Genomic DNA, 18,027 nt, shown 5'->3' with positions numbered 1-18,027 from the left:
ATACTATATTATTTGTTATTTTCATATGTTTTTTAGTCATAACTTACTTCCTTTAATTTTATTCCTATAGATATGTAATTTTTTAGAAAGTTTATTTACTAATTTAAAAAGTACTAGAAATATAATTATTTCTAAAAAGATTTTAGTGAAAATACTATAAATATAATTATTTTTGATTGTATCGTGAAATATTGCTGATATGAATAATAATATTAATAGTATTGTAATTATTATATATTTTAAAAACTTTTTCGTTTTTTACTCCTTAAATTTTATAAAAAACCTTATCTTACTAATTAATACATTTCAACAATGAGATTTGTTACAATTATTTGAAAATATAAAATATTAAACTGTATTAGAGATTTTATATTAATCATTTTTGATATATACTTATATTGAGTATGTATATTTTTAATTTTATAGTAAAATAAAAAGAAAAGAAATTTAAACTTTAAGAGTTTATATATAAATGTTTTATATTTATGAGAGGAAGAAACAAATGGCAAATTTAAGAAAAAATGTTGCGATAGATTTAGGTACAGCTACTGTTTTGGTATATATGAGAGGTAAGGGGGTTATGCTAAACGAACCTTCAGTTGTTGCAATGGACAGTTATACTGGCAAAGTTTTGTCCGTAGGAAAAGAAGCTAAGAAAATGTTGGGAAGAACTCCTGGTAATATTATTGCAACTCGTCCTATGAAAGATGGGGTTATTGCAGATTTTAACACTACTGAAAAAATGCTTACTTATTTTATTCAAAAAACATTGGGAAAATCTTTTGTAAAACCAAATGTTGTAATCTGTGTACCTAGTGAAATAACTCAAGTTCAAAGAAGAGCTGTTATTCAAGCTAGTAAATATGCAGGAGCATACAAAACATATTTAATAGAAGAACCTCTTGCAGCTGCTATAGGAGCAGGAGTAGATATAGGTGATGCAGGTGGAAGTATGATTATAGATATTGGCGGAGGTACTACTGATGTTGCCGTTATTTCACTAGGAGGTATTATTATAAATAGTTCTATTCCAATAGCAGGTGACGAATGTGACATGGCTATAGCAAATTATATTAAGAGAAAATACAATATGATTATAGGGGAAAGAACTGCAGAAGATATTAAAATTAACATAGCAACAGCATACCCTAGAGATGATGATGAGTTATATGAAGTAAGGGGAAGAAATTTAATTAATGGACTTCCTATGCATGTTTTTATAACTTCTTCAGATATATCAGAAGCGTTATCCAAACCACTAAATAAAATTGTAGATACAGTCCATGATGTTTTGGAGCAAACACCACCAGAACTTGCAGCAGATCTTTTCGAAAGAGGTGCTTTAATGACAGGTGGAGGAAGTTTAATTACTGGATTTGATAAAAAAATTCAAGAAAAAATTGGAATTAAAGTTCGTCTTGCAGAAGGACCTGTTACAGCAGTTGTAAGAGGTACTGGAAAAGCATTAAATTGGATAGATAAATTAGATTCTAGTGAAATGGGAGAAGAGTCTGGTAGAAAGAAAGCTATAGAAGAAAGAATGAAAAGAAATTATATATAATTGTAATGATTACAAAAAAACTAGACTATAAGCATAAAATGTGTTAGGATAGTTAATATAAAAACAAGGGGGTTATACAAATGAAAGCGATGACACAAGCAAATTTACAGTCAGCTTTTGGTGGAGAATCACAAGCTAGAAACAGATATGATATTTGGGGGGAACATGCAGGAAAAGATGGTTTTCCTAATGTAGAAAGATTATTCCACTGCACAGCAGATGCAGAAAAGGTACATGCAGGATTACATTTTAAGGCAATGAAAGATGTTAAAGGGGACTTCTTAGTTGCTAGTATGGCAGGATTTGGTATAGGAACTACTTCAGAAAACTTAGAAGGAGCTATAGGCGGAGAAGTTTTTGAATATACTGAAATGTATCCAGCTTATATTGAGGTTGCAGAAATGCAAGAAGAGAAAGCAGCAGTTAGTGCTATGAGATTTGCTATTGAAGCAGAAAAAGTACATGCTGAACTTTTTGGAAAAGCTAAAGAAGCTGTTGATGCAGCTAAAGATTTAGATGCAGAAAAAATATTGTTATGTCCAGTTTGTGGATTTGTTACTATAACTGGTGAAGAAGAAAAATGCCCAATTTGTGGAGCACCATCTTCTAGGTTCAAAGCATATTAAATATACACTGTAAAAGTTAGGGTATCTTATGATATCCTAACTAATACATATATGGAGGATTGTTATATGGTAAAGGAAAAGGTTATTATGAATAATGATGAAGGGTTACATGCTAGACCAGCAGCGAGGTATTTAAGGGAAGCTGTTAAATTTTCGTGCAAAATAACCTTAATAAGAGAAGATGGAGTAGAGTATGATGGAAAGAGCATTTTGTCAGTTTTAAGCATGGGAGCAAATAAAGGCTCAACTATTACTATTAAATGTGAAGGAGAAGATGAAAAAAAGGCGCTGGAACATTTAAAAGATTTTATATTAAATGAATTATAGGTGAATTTTATAATGATATATAATTTTATAGAAACTTGAAAACACTTTTAAATAAAAAATTGGAAGTGTTTTTTTATTTGTGTTAATTTCTATATATTGTATATTAGAGGTATATTGATTATGTCATATAAAATTAGAAATAAACTTTATATGTGATTAGGTGGAGTTCTATATGAAAAAAATATTAATTTTAGAAGATGATTTGAAATTGAATGATGGTATAAAATTAGCACTTGAAAATAATGATTATAATTTTTATCAATGTAGTAGGATAAAAGAGGCAAGAAAAGTTATTTCTAGAGAAAGTATCGATTTAATTTTATTAGATATAAATTTACCAGATGGTCTAGGGCTTAGCTTTTTAAAGGAGATAAGAAATAAAAGTAATATCCCAATTATAATAATTTCTGCTAATAATATGGAGTCTGATATTATTATAGGTTTAGAACAAGGGGCTGATGATTACATAACTAAACCTTTTAGTTTAATGGTTTTAAGAGCTAGAGTTGAAGTTCAATTAAGAAAAACGAAAACTTCAAGGAAATATTTTTCAGAAGAGTTTCTATTTGATTTTGACAAGATGGTTTTTGTTGTAAGAGGAAATAAAGTTGGACTCAGTAAGACAGAACAAAGACTACTTTTTTTGTTAATTAGCAATAAAAAAATTACATTAGAACGCAGTTTTCTAATCGATAAGATTTGGTCTGGAGAATCTGAATACATAGAGGAACATGCTCTTACAGTTTTAGTTAAAAGACTTAGAGATAAGTTAGAAAAAGATTCGACTAAACCTTTTTATATTAAGACAGTTTATGGAATAGGGTATTCTTGGGAGGAGGATTTATAATGACGGTGTTTATTATTTCAATTTGTCTTGTTATGAGTGTTTTTGCAAATCTATTAATATATAGACATTATAATGTTAAGGAAAGAAATTTAACAAATAGTTTAAAGAAAATGATCGATGATGCAAAAGAGGGCAAACTTGAAATTAAAAGTTATGATGAAACTAGATTATCTTCTTTGGAGAATAGTTTTTATAATTTTATTTTGAAATTTCAAGCTTCAGAAAAAGATATTGAAGAAAAAAGAAGTCAGGTACAAACTTTAATTTCAGATATTTCTCATCAATGTATTACACCTATTTCTAATATAGTTTTATATTCACAGCTATTAGAAGAAAATAAAAATAAATATTTGGAAAAAGTTCCTTTAATTACTAGTGAGTCATTTAAGTTAGAGTTTTTGATAAAATCTCTAATAAAAATGTCTAGATTTGAGAGTGGAATGATTAAACCTAATATGAAAATTCAGCCAGTAAAAAATTTGTTATGTTCTTTGAAAGACGAGTTTAGTAATAAATTATTAGAAAAAAATATTTTATTTAAGTTTAAAGAGCTAGATGGTTATGCAAATTTTGATTTGAAATGGACTAAAGAGGCTTTGTCTAATATTTTGGATAATGCAATAAAGTACAGCAGTGAAAACAGTGTAATAGAGCTAAAAGCAGAAAGTTATCCTATGTTTACAAAGATAGATATTGTAGATGAAGGAATGGGAATTTCTGAAAATGAACAAAATAAAATATTTCAACGTTTTTATAGAAGTAAAAGTGTCTCTGAAATTAATGGAGTTGGTATAGGATTGTATCTTTCTAGACAGATTATTCATATACAAGGAGGTTATATTAAAGTTAAATCTTTACTTGGCAAAGGAACAGTTTTTTCAGTATTTATTCCAAATGAATAGAATATATCAAAATTGAAACTTTTAAGATACTAAGTCGATATCTTTTTTTGCTATAGTAATTGCAATGAAGATATCTTTTAAATTTTAAGGGAGAGAATTTATGAAAATAGTAAAAGTAGTTGGAGTAAAGAAAGTGTTTGGTTCTAGAGATACTAAAGTTAATGCTCTTAGAGGAATTGATTTAGAGATTGAAAATGGAGAGTTTTTAGCTATAGTTGGGACAAGTGGAAGTGGAAAGTCTACTTTATTACATATTTTAGGTGCATTAGACCAACCTACAAGTGGTGAAGTTTTTATCCAAAATAGAAATTTAAGTAAATTAAGTGATGAGGAGTTAACTATTTTTAGACGTAGAAATATTGGATTTGTTTTTCAAAAGTACAATTTAATTCCAATGTTTAATGTTTTAGAAAATATAATTATACCAATTCGTTTAGACAAAAACGATGTAGATATGAATTACATAGATGGAATTATTGAATTGTTAGGGTTAACTGAAAAAAGAAATGAATACCCTGATAATTTGTCTGGAGGACAACAGCAAAGAGTTGCTATTGCAAGAGCTTTAGCTACTAAGCCAACTATTATTTTAGCAGATGAGCCAACTGGAAATCTTGATTCAAAAACTAGTCAAGATGTGCTTAGTTTGTTAAAAGTAACAAGCTATAAACTTAAGCAGACTGTAGTTATTATTACTCATGATGAAGAAGTTGCTCAACTTGCAGATAGAATTATTCGGTTAGAGGATGGTGAAATTTTAAAGGAGTACTCTAATGAATGATTTTAGTAAAAAAAATACATTACTTTATATTACGTTAAAATTTTTAAGAAGTTTCAAGAAAAATACTACTTCATTATTGTTAAGTTTTATTTTAACAGTTGGATTAATTGTAAGTATAATAACTTTAATTCATACTAACCATAGTATTGTTGAAAAACAAAATCTTTTTATTTACTCTAATATCGATTATGAGATTAAAGATGTTTCTTTGGAACAATATAAAAAAATAAAGGATAATTCTAAGATAAAATATTTAGGAGTTAGTAAATATTTAGGAAATTTAGAAACTGCTAATAAGCAACAAGGTTCTCTTGTAGGAGCTAATGGAAATAGCATTTTAACTGTTTCTAAATTAAATAAAGGACGTTTGCCAGAAAAACCAAAAGAGGTTGTTGCAGAGAAATGGGCTTTATTAAATTTGGGGATTAATCCTGTAGTAGGGCAAAAGTTTGTAGTACCTACAAGAAGTGATTTTAATAATTCCATAAAAGAGGTTGAATATGAATTAGTAGGCATTGTTAATGACCAAGCATTTAATAAACGTGCAAAGTCTGTTAATTTGTATACTTATTTAGATTTAAACAATGAAAGTGAATTAATTTTATCTGTTACTTTTTTTGATAATGTAAATAAGGAAAAGGAAGTAACAAATATTAGAAATGATGTGAGTTTAGACAAAAAACAAATTCAAGCTAATGTGTGGAAAGGGAGTAGTAAAGAGTTATTTAAAATAGATGTACAAATATGTGTTATTTTAATAATTATATGCTCTACTTTAATTTATGGAATATATAGAATTGCTTTAAGAACAAGGAAAAGTCACTACGGTATTTTAAGGGCGATAGGTTTGACTAAAAGACAAATTCAAAAAATAATTTTATATGAGTTTGGGATTGTTTCACTTGTGAGTTTTCCTTTAGGAATATTACTTGGACTATTTATATCATATTTAGTGACTTATTTTTCAAAAGACCAGTCCATTAAGATTTACTTTTTTGGAAAGCTAGAAAAGTTTGAATTAATTATTCCAATTATTCCAATAGTTATATGTTTGATTTTTCTTATTTTAGCAATATTTGTAATTGGAGTATTGTCTGGTAAACAAATAAATAAAGATTCAATTACAGAGACAATTTCTAAAGAGTTAGAAAAAAAGTCTTTGTCTATTAATATACTAATGATTAAAGGAAAAAAGAAATTTATTTCAATATATAAACAGCTTGCTTTAAAATATGTTTTTCAAGATATTAAGACTACTATTTATATTATTATTTCTTTGTCATTAGGAGGAGCTTTATTTATTTCTTTGGCTTATCAGGCAAAACTTGCAAAAGATGAGCAAGAAATAAAAATTGCTACAAGTTTTTACAACAGTGATTATATAATGAATATTTACAACGATATGGATGTAAGTTATGGTATTAAGCCTAGTATTGTTAAAAAAATAGAAAAGGTAGCTAATGTGGAGAGTATAGAAACTCAGTTAGCATTACCTGTTCGTGTGGCAGACAGCAAAGTAAAAAGGAATGATAGATATTTTATTGAACATAACAAAATTGTAACAAAACATTATGGTTTTGATTTACATGGGAACGACAAAGAAGATGAAGTATATTTATCAAAGTTTAAAGGGTACAATAAAGAAGCGCTAGAAAAGTTGAAAAATTATTTAGTAGAAGGAAATTTAGATAATCTAAAAAATGATGAAGTTATTATTGCTATGCCATTTACAAGTGAGTACGGAAAGTCTAAAGGTACAGTTGGATTTTTCAAAAAGGGAACTCCTATTATGGATTATAAAGTTGGAGATAAAATAAGTATAAAGTACCCTTCAGATTTTAAAACCGATAATGAAGAATTTTGGAATTTAAATAATGATAACAAAGAGTATATTAAGAAAGACTACAAAATAGCAGGAATAACGTATTATCCATATATGCCACAGGTTTCTTTACTTGAACAGACATATCCTTTGATAATAACAAGTGAAAAAAATTTTAGTGAAATTGTAAGTAGCCCTACTTATGAATCTATTAATATAAATGGGAAAAGGAACATTTCTTCAAAAGAGCAAAGTAAAATTGAAAATACTTTGATTGAATTAGCAGTTGAAAATGGAGAAGTTACCGCTAGAAGCATAATAAATGAGAGAGAACAGTTGTATACTATTTACGATAAAGAGTTGGTGTATATTATTGGAATAGCTTTAGTGGTATTAGTTTTAGTAGTTATTAATTTTATTAATAACTTAAAATACAGAATAGAAACAAGAACATATGAAATGTATTTGTTAAAGGGGTTAGGTTTGACAAGTAAAAGTATGGTGAAAATAATTGTTTTGGAAAATTTATTATTTGGTATAGTATCTTTAATTATAAGTGGTTTTATAGCTATAATTTCTACTAGGATACTATATAAAAGGTCACAGATTTATCTTTTAGGAAAATCATACAATTATCCAGTGATACAATTTGTAATTTTAGCTATATGTACATTATTACTTTGCGTTTGTCTAAGTTTGTATTTGTCAAAGGAGTTAAAAAATTCTAGTATAGTTGAAAAGTTAAACAGTATTGATTATTAAGATTTAGCATAGAAAATAGTATTTATTGTAATACTTTTAGGTGAAATTAAAGGAAATAAATTATGGTAATATGAACTAGTTATAACAATTGTATGTAAATATTGTTAATTTAAGAAGAATTAGTGTAAATATTTTTCAATATGTTGGTAGATGAAAAAATGAACTATATTATAATTATATAAGAGAAAAAGATTATTTTAAATTAAAAAACCATCTATAAGCTAGATGGTTTTTATTTGCTAAATTTTAAATTAAATTAGATTTAACTTATCAATAGAGTGGTACTATATAACTAAAATTAAAAATTACAAAGCAATATAACTATAATTCTAATTGTTAAGAAAAGATTAAGAATATAAATAATATTTGAATTTATGTTAGAATAGTAAATGTTAGAATTTTTTTGAGTATTATGAAATTAATTTAATAACTTTAAAGGAGTAAATATGGAAAAAAAAATAGATGAAAATATTAAAATAAAAAAGTTTAAAAGTATTGCTACTTTCGTAGGTAAGTCAGTATTTTATTTAGCTATAATGATAGTTCTTATATACATGTATCATTTTATTGACGTTCAGACAACTTCTTTTGTATATAATCAGTTTTAAAGGAGTTAGTATGAAAAATAGTAATTTATTTATAGTAAAAATTAGTTTAAGATATAAAAGGTTAATTTTGAATAAGGAGTTAAATAATGAGTAAATTAATAGAGATGTTTCCTTATTTAGAACCATATCAAAAACCAATGTATTTTATTATCTTAGGAATACTTTTAATTCCTTCAATAATATATTCATTAAAAGGTAAAAGACTTGTATGGTACCAAGCTTTATTGACATTATTCTTTTTATGGATGAGTTTCGCAGGACCTCATAAGGAACAAGGTTATGCATTAATAGGATATGTAATTTGGCAAATTGTATTAGCGAAATGTTATTTTACTTACAGGCAGAAAGCTAACAAAGGCATTTGGTTCTATATAAGTGTATTTTTAAGTATATTACCTATGATATTGATAAAAGTAATACCTTTTTATACAAATGAACAACCTATATTTTATTTTTTAGGATATTCATATTTAACATTTAAATCTGTTCAAGTAATTATGGAAACTAGAGATGGAATAATAAAGGAATTAAAAATAAGAGATTATATTCAATTTATGATATTCTTTCCAACAATTTCTTCTGGACCAATTGATAGATTTAGAAGGTTTACCAAAGAAGCATACAACCCTCCAACAAAAGAAAAATACACTATATTGTTGGAAAAAGGAATACATTATATATTTATGGGGTTTTTGTATAAATTTATTATCGCATATGTTTTAGGAATAAGACTTCTTCCTCTAATTCAAGAAAGAGCTCTTGGACAGGAGTTTATAATTCAAGGAAGTATTGCATACATGTATGTGTATAGTTTGTATTTATTCTTTGATTTTGCAGGATATAGTTTATTTGCGGTAGGGGTTAGTTACCTTTTAGGATATGAAACACCAATGAACTTTAATAAACCATTTATAAGTCATAATATTAAAGAATTCTGGAATAGATGGCATATGTCCTTATCATTTTGGTTTAGAGATTATGTATATATGAGATTAATGCTTACTCTAGTAAAAAAGAAAGTATTTAAAAGTCAAATAACGGCTTCAAATATATCTTATTTTATTCTGTTTTTCATAATGGGGATTTGGCATGGATTAGAATGGTACTATGTGGTATATGGATTATTTCACGCTGCTTTGATATGTTCTACAGATGCATGGATTAGATTTAAGAAGAAACATAAAGATAAAATCCCTAGTAACAAAATTACAAAAGGATTGTCAATGTTCTTAACATTTAATGCAGTATGTTTCAGTTTGTTAATATTTTCAGGGTATTTAGATACCTTAATAAAACATTTAATGTAAATAAATAAAGAAAAAGGTTTAAATATATGAAGGAAAATAGAAAATTATGGTTTGCAATAGGTCCATTTTTAGTATCGATAATATTACTCATAGCAATATTTATTAGTCCTATTGAAAAAATATTAAAACCATCAAAAAAAGAATTAAAAGAGTCATCTACTTCAATGTCTCTTGGAGTATTAAAAGGAAATATATTAAAAAATAGTGCAGTTGCAGAAAATTCATATATTCCATTTTTTGGTTCGTCAGAATTAAATAGAATAAATGAATTTCATCCAACAGTATTAGCCAGAAAATACAAAAGGAGTTATGAGCCATTTCTTTTAGGATTTGCTGGAACACAGTCTTTATCACATTATTTTTCCATAAACTCTATGAAGAATAATATAAAAGACAGTAAAATAGTGTTTGTTATATCTCCACAGTGGTTTGTAAAAGATGGTGTAAATGATAATGCCTTTTCATTATATTATTCTCCTCTTCAAATATATGGTTGGATATTAAATATAGAAGAAGTTGGAGAAGGAGAAAAATATATAGCAAATAGACTATTAAATTTTTCAAAGATACAAGGAAATAATGATTTGAAAAATGTTCTTAAAAAAATTGGAAAAGGTGAAAAACTTTCTAAATATGACATAGGAATGTGTGAGTTTATGTATAATATGATATCTAAAGAAGATGCTATGTTTGGAGGGTTAGATTTAACGACAAGAGAGCATAAAGTTGTAAAATCAGAAAAGAATTTACCAGAAGAATATAATTTTAAAAAGTTAGATAAGTTAGCATATGATATTGGCAAAGAAAGAACATCAAACAATGATTTTCAAATAGCTAATGGATTTTATAAAAATAGATTGTCAAAAGCTAAAGATAAACTCAAAGGATCTCAAAAAAAGTTTGACTATACTAAGTCCCCGGAGTTTAGTGATTTTCAAATGGTATTAAATGAGATTGAAAAAAACAATATAGATCCTATATTTGTAATAACGCCAGTAAACAAAAGATGGTCAGACTATACAGGGTTAAGTGAAGAAATGTTAAATACATTTAGTAAAAAAATTACACAGCAATTAAAAGAGCAAGGTTTTAATAATATTATAGATTTCACATACAAAAGAGATGTAGATTATTTTATGGAGGATACAATTCACATAGGATGGCGTGGATGGCTGGAGTTAGACCAATATTTAAATCCATTTTTAGAAGATAAAGCCAAAGGACAGAATAATTATAAAATAAATAATTCTAAGTTTTTAACAAAAGAATGGGAAGAAAAAATTGAATTTAAATAAAAAACAACATCTAATTTTAGATGTTGTTTCTATTTTTTTTAGTATTAGATATTATTATTAACAGACCTGATAAAATAAATGATACCAAAACAATATTTATTTTATCAAATGGAATGCTAGTTATATTAAGTCCTTCTCTAATTAAAGAAGCTGGAACTATTTTAAGTCTTACAAATCCATATAGTAGTATAGTATATAATGAACATATTATTAAATTACACAATGTAAAAAGTTTACTAATCTTAAGATTTCTTTTTTTATATAGGAATATTAAAATTAAAAAGAAAATAATTAAAAATATAAAAAATAAATGTCCAGTATTTATTCTCATTTGAATCCATTCACTTTTAAAACAAGTAGTAGCTAAAACAATAGCCCATAAAAAGCTATTATAAAAAAAAGTAAAGTAATTCATTTATTTTATTCAGCTAATTTAAAAGTTACTATTACTTTAGTACCATCTTTAGGCAATACATTTTCATCACCATAGAATTTAACAAGGTCATTAGCCATTGCTCCACCTGGCCAAGTTGCATCGCTTAAAATACCAGCAGAACAACTATCTAAACATAGAATACAACCAGTATTGTGTTTTTTAGCACCTTCAATATTGCCACCAAAACGCAAGTCCATAGGTTTTTCTTCAGTAGCTTTTACTATGTCAGAAAAAGGAATTTGTTCTTGATTATCCCATTCAATAAATGCCTCAACTTTTTCACCTTCAATAGATTTAGCATCTTCAGGCTTAACTGACATATCTTTATCAGTAAGATTATTACCACCTTTAGCACCAAAGTCTATCCACGCTTGATGGAATTCTTTTTCGTCTCCTAAACCTCTAAGAATAGCTTTTTCACCAGCGGAACCACCTTTATAAACTATTCCATGTCTAGTAGGTTCAGTAAAGTATGTACCATTAACTTCACAAAGCATTTTTATTTCTTTGTTGTCTTTGTCTACAATCATTGGATTTTTTTCACTTAATTCAGTAGAATTTTTTTGACTAGATTCTGTTGAGCTATTTTGCTTAGTATCTTTGTTGTTGTCTTTGTTAGAGCAAGCAGATATAGTAGTAATAAGTAATATCATAGCCATAATTATTCCAAATTTTCTTAATTTCATATATCGTTCTCCTTTCATTTATATAAATAATAACTTATAATAAAATAATTGTCAAAAAATATACAATATAAAGATATATTTTAGTAAGTTTTAATAGAACAAAGTTTATTATATTTAAGATTAAATTATAATCTGTTGTGGTATAATGATAGACTCTAATGGAATAGAAAATAGCAAACTTTTAATTGGAAATAATAGGGGCTAATATGAATAAAAATATAAAAGATTTAGTAGATAATTACCAAATTAGAAAAACGAATAAACAAAAAATTAGCTTCATAGCATGGTTGAGAAAAATCACAGACAGTTTAGGATATGACTTGGAAATAGATAAGTACAACGACCATGGAAGAAATTTAATATTTGGCGATGTTGAAAAAGCGGATATTATTTTAACAGCTCATTATGACACACAGCCAAATGGTATAATACCAAGAATATCTTTTATGTCTAATCCGATAATATATTTAATTAGTGAAATTTGTACTTATGGTGGAATTTTAGGGATTTTTTTGCTATTTAGATTTGCTTTGTCTAAATTTATAGATACAGGAATTTCTTATACTGTTACCGGAGTTTTATTATTACTTTTCATATTTCAGAATATAACTGGATTTGCAAATAAACATACATTAAATGACAATACTTCAGGTGTTGCAACTATTTTAACTATAATGGAAGATTTAGAGATACATTTGCGGAAAAAAGTATGCTTTGTATTTTTTGATCATGAAGAATTAGGATTTTTAGGATCTAAAAATTTTAAAGATAAATATCATAGTAAAATTATGGATAAGCCATTAATAAATTTTGATTGTGTTTCAGATGGAAACTATATGTTTTTTATCACAAAAAAGAAATTTAAGAATTCAAAATATAATGAAGCTCTTAATAAATCTATAGAATGTAATTTTACCAAGAAAAATGATAAAAAAGCTTTAGTTGAAAAAGCATCAAAGGTAATTTATACATCTGACCAAATTCTATTTTCAAATGGGATAGCAATAACAGCTATGAATAAAGCTCCAATACTAGGATATTATTTATCAAGAATACATTCTAGTTTAGATAGGGTATTTGATGAAGAAAATATAAAATTATTAAAAAATACTATGATAGATTTCATAAGAAAAATATAGATAAACTTCTTAAAATTAAGTAAAAAGCATTTAAATTTAATACAATTTAATATATAACCTACTTAATGATAACGAATATCAAAAGAGAGGTAAGAAATATGATAACTATAAGAAATTCTACCTCAGGTTATTATAATACTAAAAAGAAATTTTTATTTTCAATAAAAGAACTAATAGTAATTTCTTTTATATTAAGTATATATTTAAGTGAAAATATTAGGAATTAGTAGAAATATTATGAATTGTATAATTAATCACATTTAAATTAGCTCATCCTTAAAATATATAAAATTTTTTACCTATATTATTTAGTTAGTATAGCCTGTTATAAAATAACATTAAATTTTTAAATTAGATTGTTTATGAGGGAATTAAAGAAGTAGAAAATGTAGATAAATATTTTAGTTTGTTGATAGAGTCTATTATATATGATACAAAATTTTATGAAAAGCTAGATGTTAATGCTATATTTGATTTAGCTAAGAAATAAAATCCTATAAAGTAAGAAAGGGGAGAATAAAATCTGATTTTTAAATGTTTTTATTTTAGAATATATTGTATATAAATAATTATCTAAAAAGTTAAATTATGATATAATGAGATACTAGTAGAAAACAATAAGAATGTGAGGCTATATAATATGGATGATTTAAAAAGATTAATAAATATTATTAATTTTAGCCCAAGGATACTGGTATTAAAATAATAAAAATTGAAAGAAAAAATAACTTAGAAAATTAAATAATAAATCGAGGAAAATAATGGCTAGAAAAGATAAAAACATTACACCAAGTATTACACAGAAATTACAAAATTTAGGTTATAACGTGGCAGATTGGGACGATAGTCAAACTAAAATTAAATTAACTGAAAATATATATGAAGTCTTAGGAAAAGCTTCTAAAAAGAAAAACAACAATAGAGGATATCCTGATAGAATTTATGTAAATAAACAAAAAAGATTAATGATTATTCTTGAAGAGAAAAATGATATTAGATTACATGATGTTGAAGATATTACAAAAGGTGCTATTTATGGCGTAAAGTGGTATTTAAGTAGATTTTTAAATAAAAATTTACAAAAACATTTAATTAATTGTTTTGATGATTGGAAGATAATAGGAATAGCTGCAAGCGGAGATTTTTCAAGCGAATTTGCAAATAGATTTACCGCATATTATATTGACACTAAATTAGGGGAAATTGCCGATGTGCCTCAATTGCAAGAGTTTGTTACAGATAATGAATACGAAGCAATTTTCAACAACTTTGATGAAGAAAAATCTGTAGAACAAGTTACTAAATCAAGTAAAAAAATAAATAATTTATTAAGGAGTATTGATTCACAAAAAAGACCTGTTTTACTTTCTGCATTAATGATAAGTTTATATATACCAAAGGATGAAAAAGGTAATCCAAAATTAGAAGCTGGAGATTTCCCTAATTTATATAAACAATTTACAGCAGAAATGATTATTGATAATCTTTTAAAAAGAGTTAAAGTTGTATTAGAGGCGGAGGGTATACCATCTCATAAAATAGAGTCGTTAGATTCAGAGTTGGCTTTTATAAAAACGGATCAAGTATTAACTAATAGCAATATTCTAAAAAATATTCTTTTAGAATTAGATGAATATGTGATACCTTTGTTTAACTCATCTTTTTCTACAGAATCAAATTATGATATTATTGGAAAGTTTTATGAAGAATTTTTAAAGTATGCAGGAATATCGAATGTAAAAAAAGGAATTGTATTGACACCAAGACATATTACATCCTTATTTACTAAATTGATACCAATTAAATCTAATGATGTGATTTTAGATTTAGCTAGTGGAACAGGAGCATTTTTGATAGCAGGTATGAATGAAATCATACGACAAATAAAGTATAGTAAATCAAGCGAGCAAACTTCCAAAATTAATGAAGTGAAAACTAATCAATTGTTAGGTTTTGAGATAAATCCAACAATGTATATTTCTTCTATATCCAACATGATGTTTCGTAATGATGGTAAGTCAAAGATTTATAACATAGACTCTATAAATGACAGCAAGACACAAATATTATTAGATAAATATAAACCAACAATAGGTTTTATTAATCCTCCATATTCAGGAAAGGAAAACAAAGATGACCCTACTCCTAAAGAAATAACATTTTTAGAAAAAATGTTAGATAATGTGTCAAGGTATGGTGTAATGATTGCTCCAATATCTACATTTTTTAAAGATATTACTAGAAGAGCAACAATATTATCTTCTCACACGCTAAAGTACGTAATTAATATGCCTAGTGATTTATTTGCTCCAAATGCGGCAACTCACACTTCTATTGTAGTTTTTGAAACTAATAGACCGCATAAATTTGAAAGTGATGAAGTTGTATTTTATGATTTAAAAGATGATGGTTTTGTTCTAACTAAAAATAAAGGGCGAACTGATATTTATGGTAGATGGGCTAAATTGGAAAAAGAAGTTATAGATAAAGTTGTTCATGGAAAAGGTAAGCCTGATGGTATTAATTTATTAAAGAAAAAAATATCTAATAAAGATGAATGGACTGTCCAACAACATTTAGAAGTAGACTATTCTAAACTTTCTAATCAAAAGTTTGTAACAACTATAGCAGATTTTGTTATATTTGAAGCAAAAAGAAATTTAGATTTATTGGCAACTAAAATTAGTGACTTTACATTATATAATTCTCTTAATGAGTATTTTTCAGATGGTTTTAAATCAAAAATAGAAATGCCTAAAGAAGAAATTGATATAACTAATTGGAAAATGTTTAACCTTGTAAAAAAATCAAAAGAAGATATTGATGGAGTTTTTGAAACATTTAATAATGGTAAAAGACTAACTGTTCCAAATCGTATACAAGGAGAATATCCATTATTAACGGCAGGAGAGCATAATCAAAGTTTTTCACAATTTATAGGGAATTATAGCAGAGATGAATTAACTGATCCTTCAATTACAATAGATATGTTTTTTAATGTATTTTTTCAAAATTTTAAATATTTTTCTGATGATAATGTATATAGTTTTATTAATAATAATTTGAATATGAAAAGCTCATTATTTGTAGTAACAATTTTGAAAATGCAAAAAGACAAATATGGCTATGGAAGGCAATTTAGAAAAGAAAATGCGAGAAATACATCTATTTTATTGCCTCAAGATAAATATGGGAATCCAGATTATGAATTTATGGAAAATTATATATTTAAGCTACCATACTCTGATTTATTACCTAAATAAAATTCTAATAAATTATAATTAAAAGTGGATTTATAAAATGAATTAAAGTGATAACAACCATATAATAAATTGTTTTGAAGAAGATTAAGAAAAAACAAGAGTATGGGTTAGTGTTTACAAATAATTAGATTGAATTTAAACTACTAAATCAATCCATGCTCTTTGTACCTATTATTTGTTATAAGAGTAAATTGAGGATATTTTGAAAGGAGAATATAGATATTTAAACATAAAAAGAGGGAGTCAGTTATATCCCTCTAGTTTTTTATTATTTCTTGAATTAATTGATATCTTCAAGGGTAGCCTGTTTTTTTACAAAATTTCTAGCTGCGGATCTATTTCTCAAATATCTTGCTTTTTCTCTATTAGCTTCTGTTTGTGGTTTTGATGTCATGAATTACCTCCTTATTTTTATTGACTCATTCACTTTTTCACCTCCTTTAATATACTATCGATAGTATATTAAGTATATTAAAGATAAAAGAAAAACGACTTAATATCAACGATTGTTAATATTAAGCCGTTTATATTTTTATTAAACATTAAATCTGAAATGTACTACATCACCATCTTGCATTATATAGTCTTTTCCTTCTAGTCTAACAAGTCCTTTTTCTTTTGCTGCATTCATACTTCCAAGTGTTGTTAAATCATTATAACTTACTATTTCTGCTCTTATAAAGCCACGTGAAATATCTGTGTGAATTTTTCCAGCAGCATCTACTGCTTTAGTTCCTTTCTTAATAGTCCACGCCCTTGTTTCTTGTGGTCCTGCAGTTAGAAAGCTCATTAAGCCCAGTAGTGAGTAGCTTGCTTTTATTAGTGAATTTACACCAGACTCTTCTATTCCCATTGCTTCTAGGAACTCTTGTTTTTCCTCGTCTTCAAGCTCTGAAATTTCTTGCTCTATTTGTGCAGATATTACTACAACTTCAGCATTTTCAGTTTTTGCAAATTCTCTTATTTGCCCAACATATTCATTCGACTTACCATCATCTGCAACATCTTCTTCAGATACATTAGCCACATATATTATTGGTTTATCACTTAATAAGTTGAAATTTCTTAAAAGTTTTTTCTCGTCGTCATTTAAATCTAAAACTCTGGCAGATTTTCCATCTTCTAAAACTGTTAATAATTTTTCTAATAAATCCACTTCTTGTTTTAAGTCTTTATTTCCTTTTAAAGCTTTTCTAGATTTTTCTAATCTTTTTTCAACCATTTCCATATCAGAAAATATTAACTCTAGGTTAATGGTTTCTATATCTCTAAGGGGATTTATATCACCGTCAACATGTACTATATTTTCATCTTGAAAACATCTTAATACTTCAACTATTGCATCAACTTCTCTAATGTTAGCAAGGAATTTATTTCCAAGACCTTCACCTTTACTAGCACCCTTTACAAGTCCAGCTATATCGTAAAATTCTATACTTGCTGGTAATATTTTTTTTGATTCGTAAATTTCTGCAAGCTTTCCAAGTCTTTCATCTGGTACGTCTACTATTCCTATGTTTGGATCTATTGTACAAAATGGGTAGTTAGCCGATTCTGCTCCTGCTTTTGTTATTGCATTAAACATGGTACTTTTACCAACGTTTGGTAATCCAACTATACCTAATTTCATTTAATCACTCTTTCTATATATCATTAATAATCATA

General features: G+C 26.4%; 14 protein-coding genes and 1 pseudogene. 13 read left to right on the top strand and 2 right to left on the bottom strand.

What is annotated here, in order from left to right:
* Positions 1–502 precede the first annotated feature (502 nt).
* From mreB to dltD, 11 genes and pseudogenes are all read left to right on the top strand, one after another.
* Positions 503–1,561, top strand: coding sequence for a rod shape-determining protein (gene mreB, locus CS899_RS03340; protein ID WP_099203528.1), 1,059 nt, complete (start codon positions 503–505; stop codon positions 1,559–1,561).
* An 80-nt stretch (positions 1,562–1,641) separates the two neighbouring features.
* The gene (locus CS899_RS03335) at positions 1,642–2,187 is read left to right on the top strand and encodes a rubrerythrin family protein (protein WP_099203527.1); all 546 of its coding nucleotides are present in this window, start codon (positions 1,642–1,644) and stop codon (positions 2,185–2,187) included.
* Positions 2,188–2,253: 66 nt separating this feature from the next.
* Positions 2,254–2,514, top strand: a complete 261-nt coding sequence (locus CS899_RS03330; RefSeq protein ID WP_099203526.1) for an HPr family phosphocarrier protein — start codon at positions 2,254–2,256, stop codon at positions 2,512–2,514.
* A gap of 172 nt (positions 2,515–2,686) precedes the next feature.
* The gene (locus tag CS899_RS03325; protein WP_099203525.1) at positions 2,687–3,361 is read left to right on the top strand and encodes a response regulator transcription factor; all 675 of its coding nucleotides are present in this window, start codon (positions 2,687–2,689) and stop codon (positions 3,359–3,361) included.
* Positions 3,361–4,263: a sensor histidine kinase gene (locus tag CS899_RS03320; protein WP_099203524.1), complete on the top strand. Its 903-nt coding sequence runs from the start codon at positions 3,361–3,363 to the stop codon at positions 4,261–4,263. Before CS899_RS03325 ends, CS899_RS03320 begins: the two co-directional genes overlap by 1 nt.
* A 100-nt stretch (positions 4,264–4,363) precedes the next feature.
* On the top strand, positions 4,364–5,044 hold the full coding sequence (locus CS899_RS03315; protein ID WP_099203523.1) for an ABC transporter ATP-binding protein: 681 nt from the start codon (positions 4,364–4,366) through the stop codon (positions 5,042–5,044).
* Positions 5,037–6,152, top strand: a pseudogene (locus CS899_RS11140) (ABC transporter permease); the annotation flags it as partial. The gene CS899_RS03315 and the pseudogene CS899_RS11140, both read left to right, overlap by 8 nt.
* A 612-nt stretch (positions 6,153–6,764) precedes the next feature.
* Positions 6,765–7,628 (top strand): FtsX-like permease family protein, encoded by an 864-nt coding sequence (locus CS899_RS11135; protein ID WP_422879617.1) that lies wholly within the window; start codon positions 6,765–6,767, stop codon positions 7,626–7,628.
* Positions 7,629–8,074: 446 nt separating this feature from the next.
* On the top strand, positions 8,075–8,236 hold the full coding sequence (locus CS899_RS03305; RefSeq protein WP_099203521.1) for a teichoic acid D-Ala incorporation-associated protein DltX: 162 nt from the start codon (positions 8,075–8,077) through the stop codon (positions 8,234–8,236).
* An 86-nt stretch (positions 8,237–8,322) separates the two neighbouring features.
* On the top strand, positions 8,323–9,543 hold the full coding sequence (gene dltB / locus CS899_RS03300; protein ID WP_242491857.1) for a D-alanyl-lipoteichoic acid biosynthesis protein DltB: 1,221 nt from the start codon (positions 8,323–8,325) through the stop codon (positions 9,541–9,543).
* Positions 9,544–9,569: 26 nt separating this feature from the next.
* Positions 9,570–10,838, top strand: a complete 1,269-nt coding sequence (gene dltD, locus CS899_RS03295) for a D-alanyl-lipoteichoic acid biosynthesis protein DltD (RefSeq protein ID WP_099203520.1) — start codon at positions 9,570–9,572, stop codon at positions 10,836–10,838.
* Positions 10,839–11,258: 420 nt separating this feature from the next.
* On the opposite strand, the gene CS899_RS03285 is transcribed toward dltD, so the two are convergent.
* Positions 11,259–11,960, bottom strand: a complete 702-nt coding sequence (locus CS899_RS03285; RefSeq protein WP_099203518.1) for a YdjY domain-containing protein — start codon at positions 11,958–11,960, stop codon at positions 11,259–11,261.
* A 206-nt stretch (positions 11,961–12,166) separates the two neighbouring features.
* Here CS899_RS03285 and CS899_RS03280 point away from each other — a divergent pair, with 206 nt between their 5' ends.
* Together CS899_RS03280 and CS899_RS03275 are read left to right on the top strand one after the other, a co-directional pair.
* Positions 12,167–13,099, top strand: a complete 933-nt coding sequence (locus CS899_RS03280) for a M28 family peptidase (RefSeq protein WP_099203517.1) — start codon at positions 12,167–12,169, stop codon at positions 13,097–13,099.
* 761 nt (positions 13,100–13,860) lie between these two features.
* Positions 13,861–16,362, top strand: a complete 2,502-nt coding sequence (locus CS899_RS03275) for an HsdM family class I SAM-dependent methyltransferase (protein WP_099203516.1) — start codon at positions 13,861–13,863, stop codon at positions 16,360–16,362.
* A 535-nt stretch (positions 16,363–16,897) separates the two neighbouring features.
* Here CS899_RS03275 and ychF read toward each other — a convergent pair.
* On the bottom strand, positions 16,898–17,992 hold the full coding sequence (ychF, locus tag CS899_RS03270; protein WP_099203515.1) for a redox-regulated ATPase YchF: 1,095 nt from the start codon (positions 17,990–17,992) through the stop codon (positions 16,898–16,900).
* Between the last annotated feature and the right edge of the window lie 35 nt (positions 17,993–18,027).

The organism is Miniphocaeibacter massiliensis, from assembly GCF_900232905.1.
GTDB lineage: Bacteria > Bacillota > Clostridia > Tissierellales > Peptoniphilaceae > Miniphocaeibacter > Miniphocaeibacter massiliensis.
Note: the sequence above shows the minus strand (reverse complement) of the source record. Positions and strands in the feature narration are given on the sequence as shown.

Coding starts and splice junctions, on each gene's coding strand:
- mreB (WP_099203528.1), top strand. CDS start 503: ATGGCAAATTTAAGAAAAAATGTTGCGATAGATTTAGGTACAGCTACT.
- CS899_RS03335 (WP_099203527.1), top strand. CDS start 1,642: ATGAAAGCGATGACACAAGCAAATTTACAGTCAGCTTTTGGTGGAGAA.
- CS899_RS03330 (WP_099203526.1), top strand. CDS start 2,254: ATGGTAAAGGAAAAGGTTATTATGAATAATGATGAAGGGTTACATGCT.
- CS899_RS03325 (WP_099203525.1), top strand. CDS start 2,687: ATGAAAAAAATATTAATTTTAGAAGATGATTTGAAATTGAATGATGGT.
- CS899_RS03320 (WP_099203524.1), top strand. CDS start 3,361: ATGACGGTGTTTATTATTTCAATTTGTCTTGTTATGAGTGTTTTTGCA.
- CS899_RS03315 (WP_099203523.1), top strand. CDS start 4,364: ATGAAAATAGTAAAAGTAGTTGGAGTAAAGAAAGTGTTTGGTTCTAGA.
- CS899_RS11135 (WP_422879617.1), top strand. CDS start 6,765: ATGCCATTTACAAGTGAGTACGGAAAGTCTAAAGGTACAGTTGGATTT.
- CS899_RS03305 (WP_099203521.1), top strand. CDS start 8,075: ATGGAAAAAAAAATAGATGAAAATATTAAAATAAAAAAGTTTAAAAGT.
- dltB (WP_242491857.1), top strand. CDS start 8,323: ATGAGTAAATTAATAGAGATGTTTCCTTATTTAGAACCATATCAAAAA.
- dltD (WP_099203520.1), top strand. CDS start 9,570: ATGAAGGAAAATAGAAAATTATGGTTTGCAATAGGTCCATTTTTAGTA.
- CS899_RS03285 (WP_099203518.1), bottom strand. CDS start 11,960: ATGAAATTAAGAAAATTTGGAATAATTATGGCTATGATATTACTTATT.
- CS899_RS03280 (WP_099203517.1), top strand. CDS start 12,167: ATGAATAAAAATATAAAAGATTTAGTAGATAATTACCAAATTAGAAAA.
- CS899_RS03275 (WP_099203516.1), top strand. CDS start 13,861: ATGGCTAGAAAAGATAAAAACATTACACCAAGTATTACACAGAAATTA.
- ychF (WP_099203515.1), bottom strand. CDS start 17,992: ATGAAATTAGGTATAGTTGGATTACCAAACGTTGGTAAAAGTACCATG.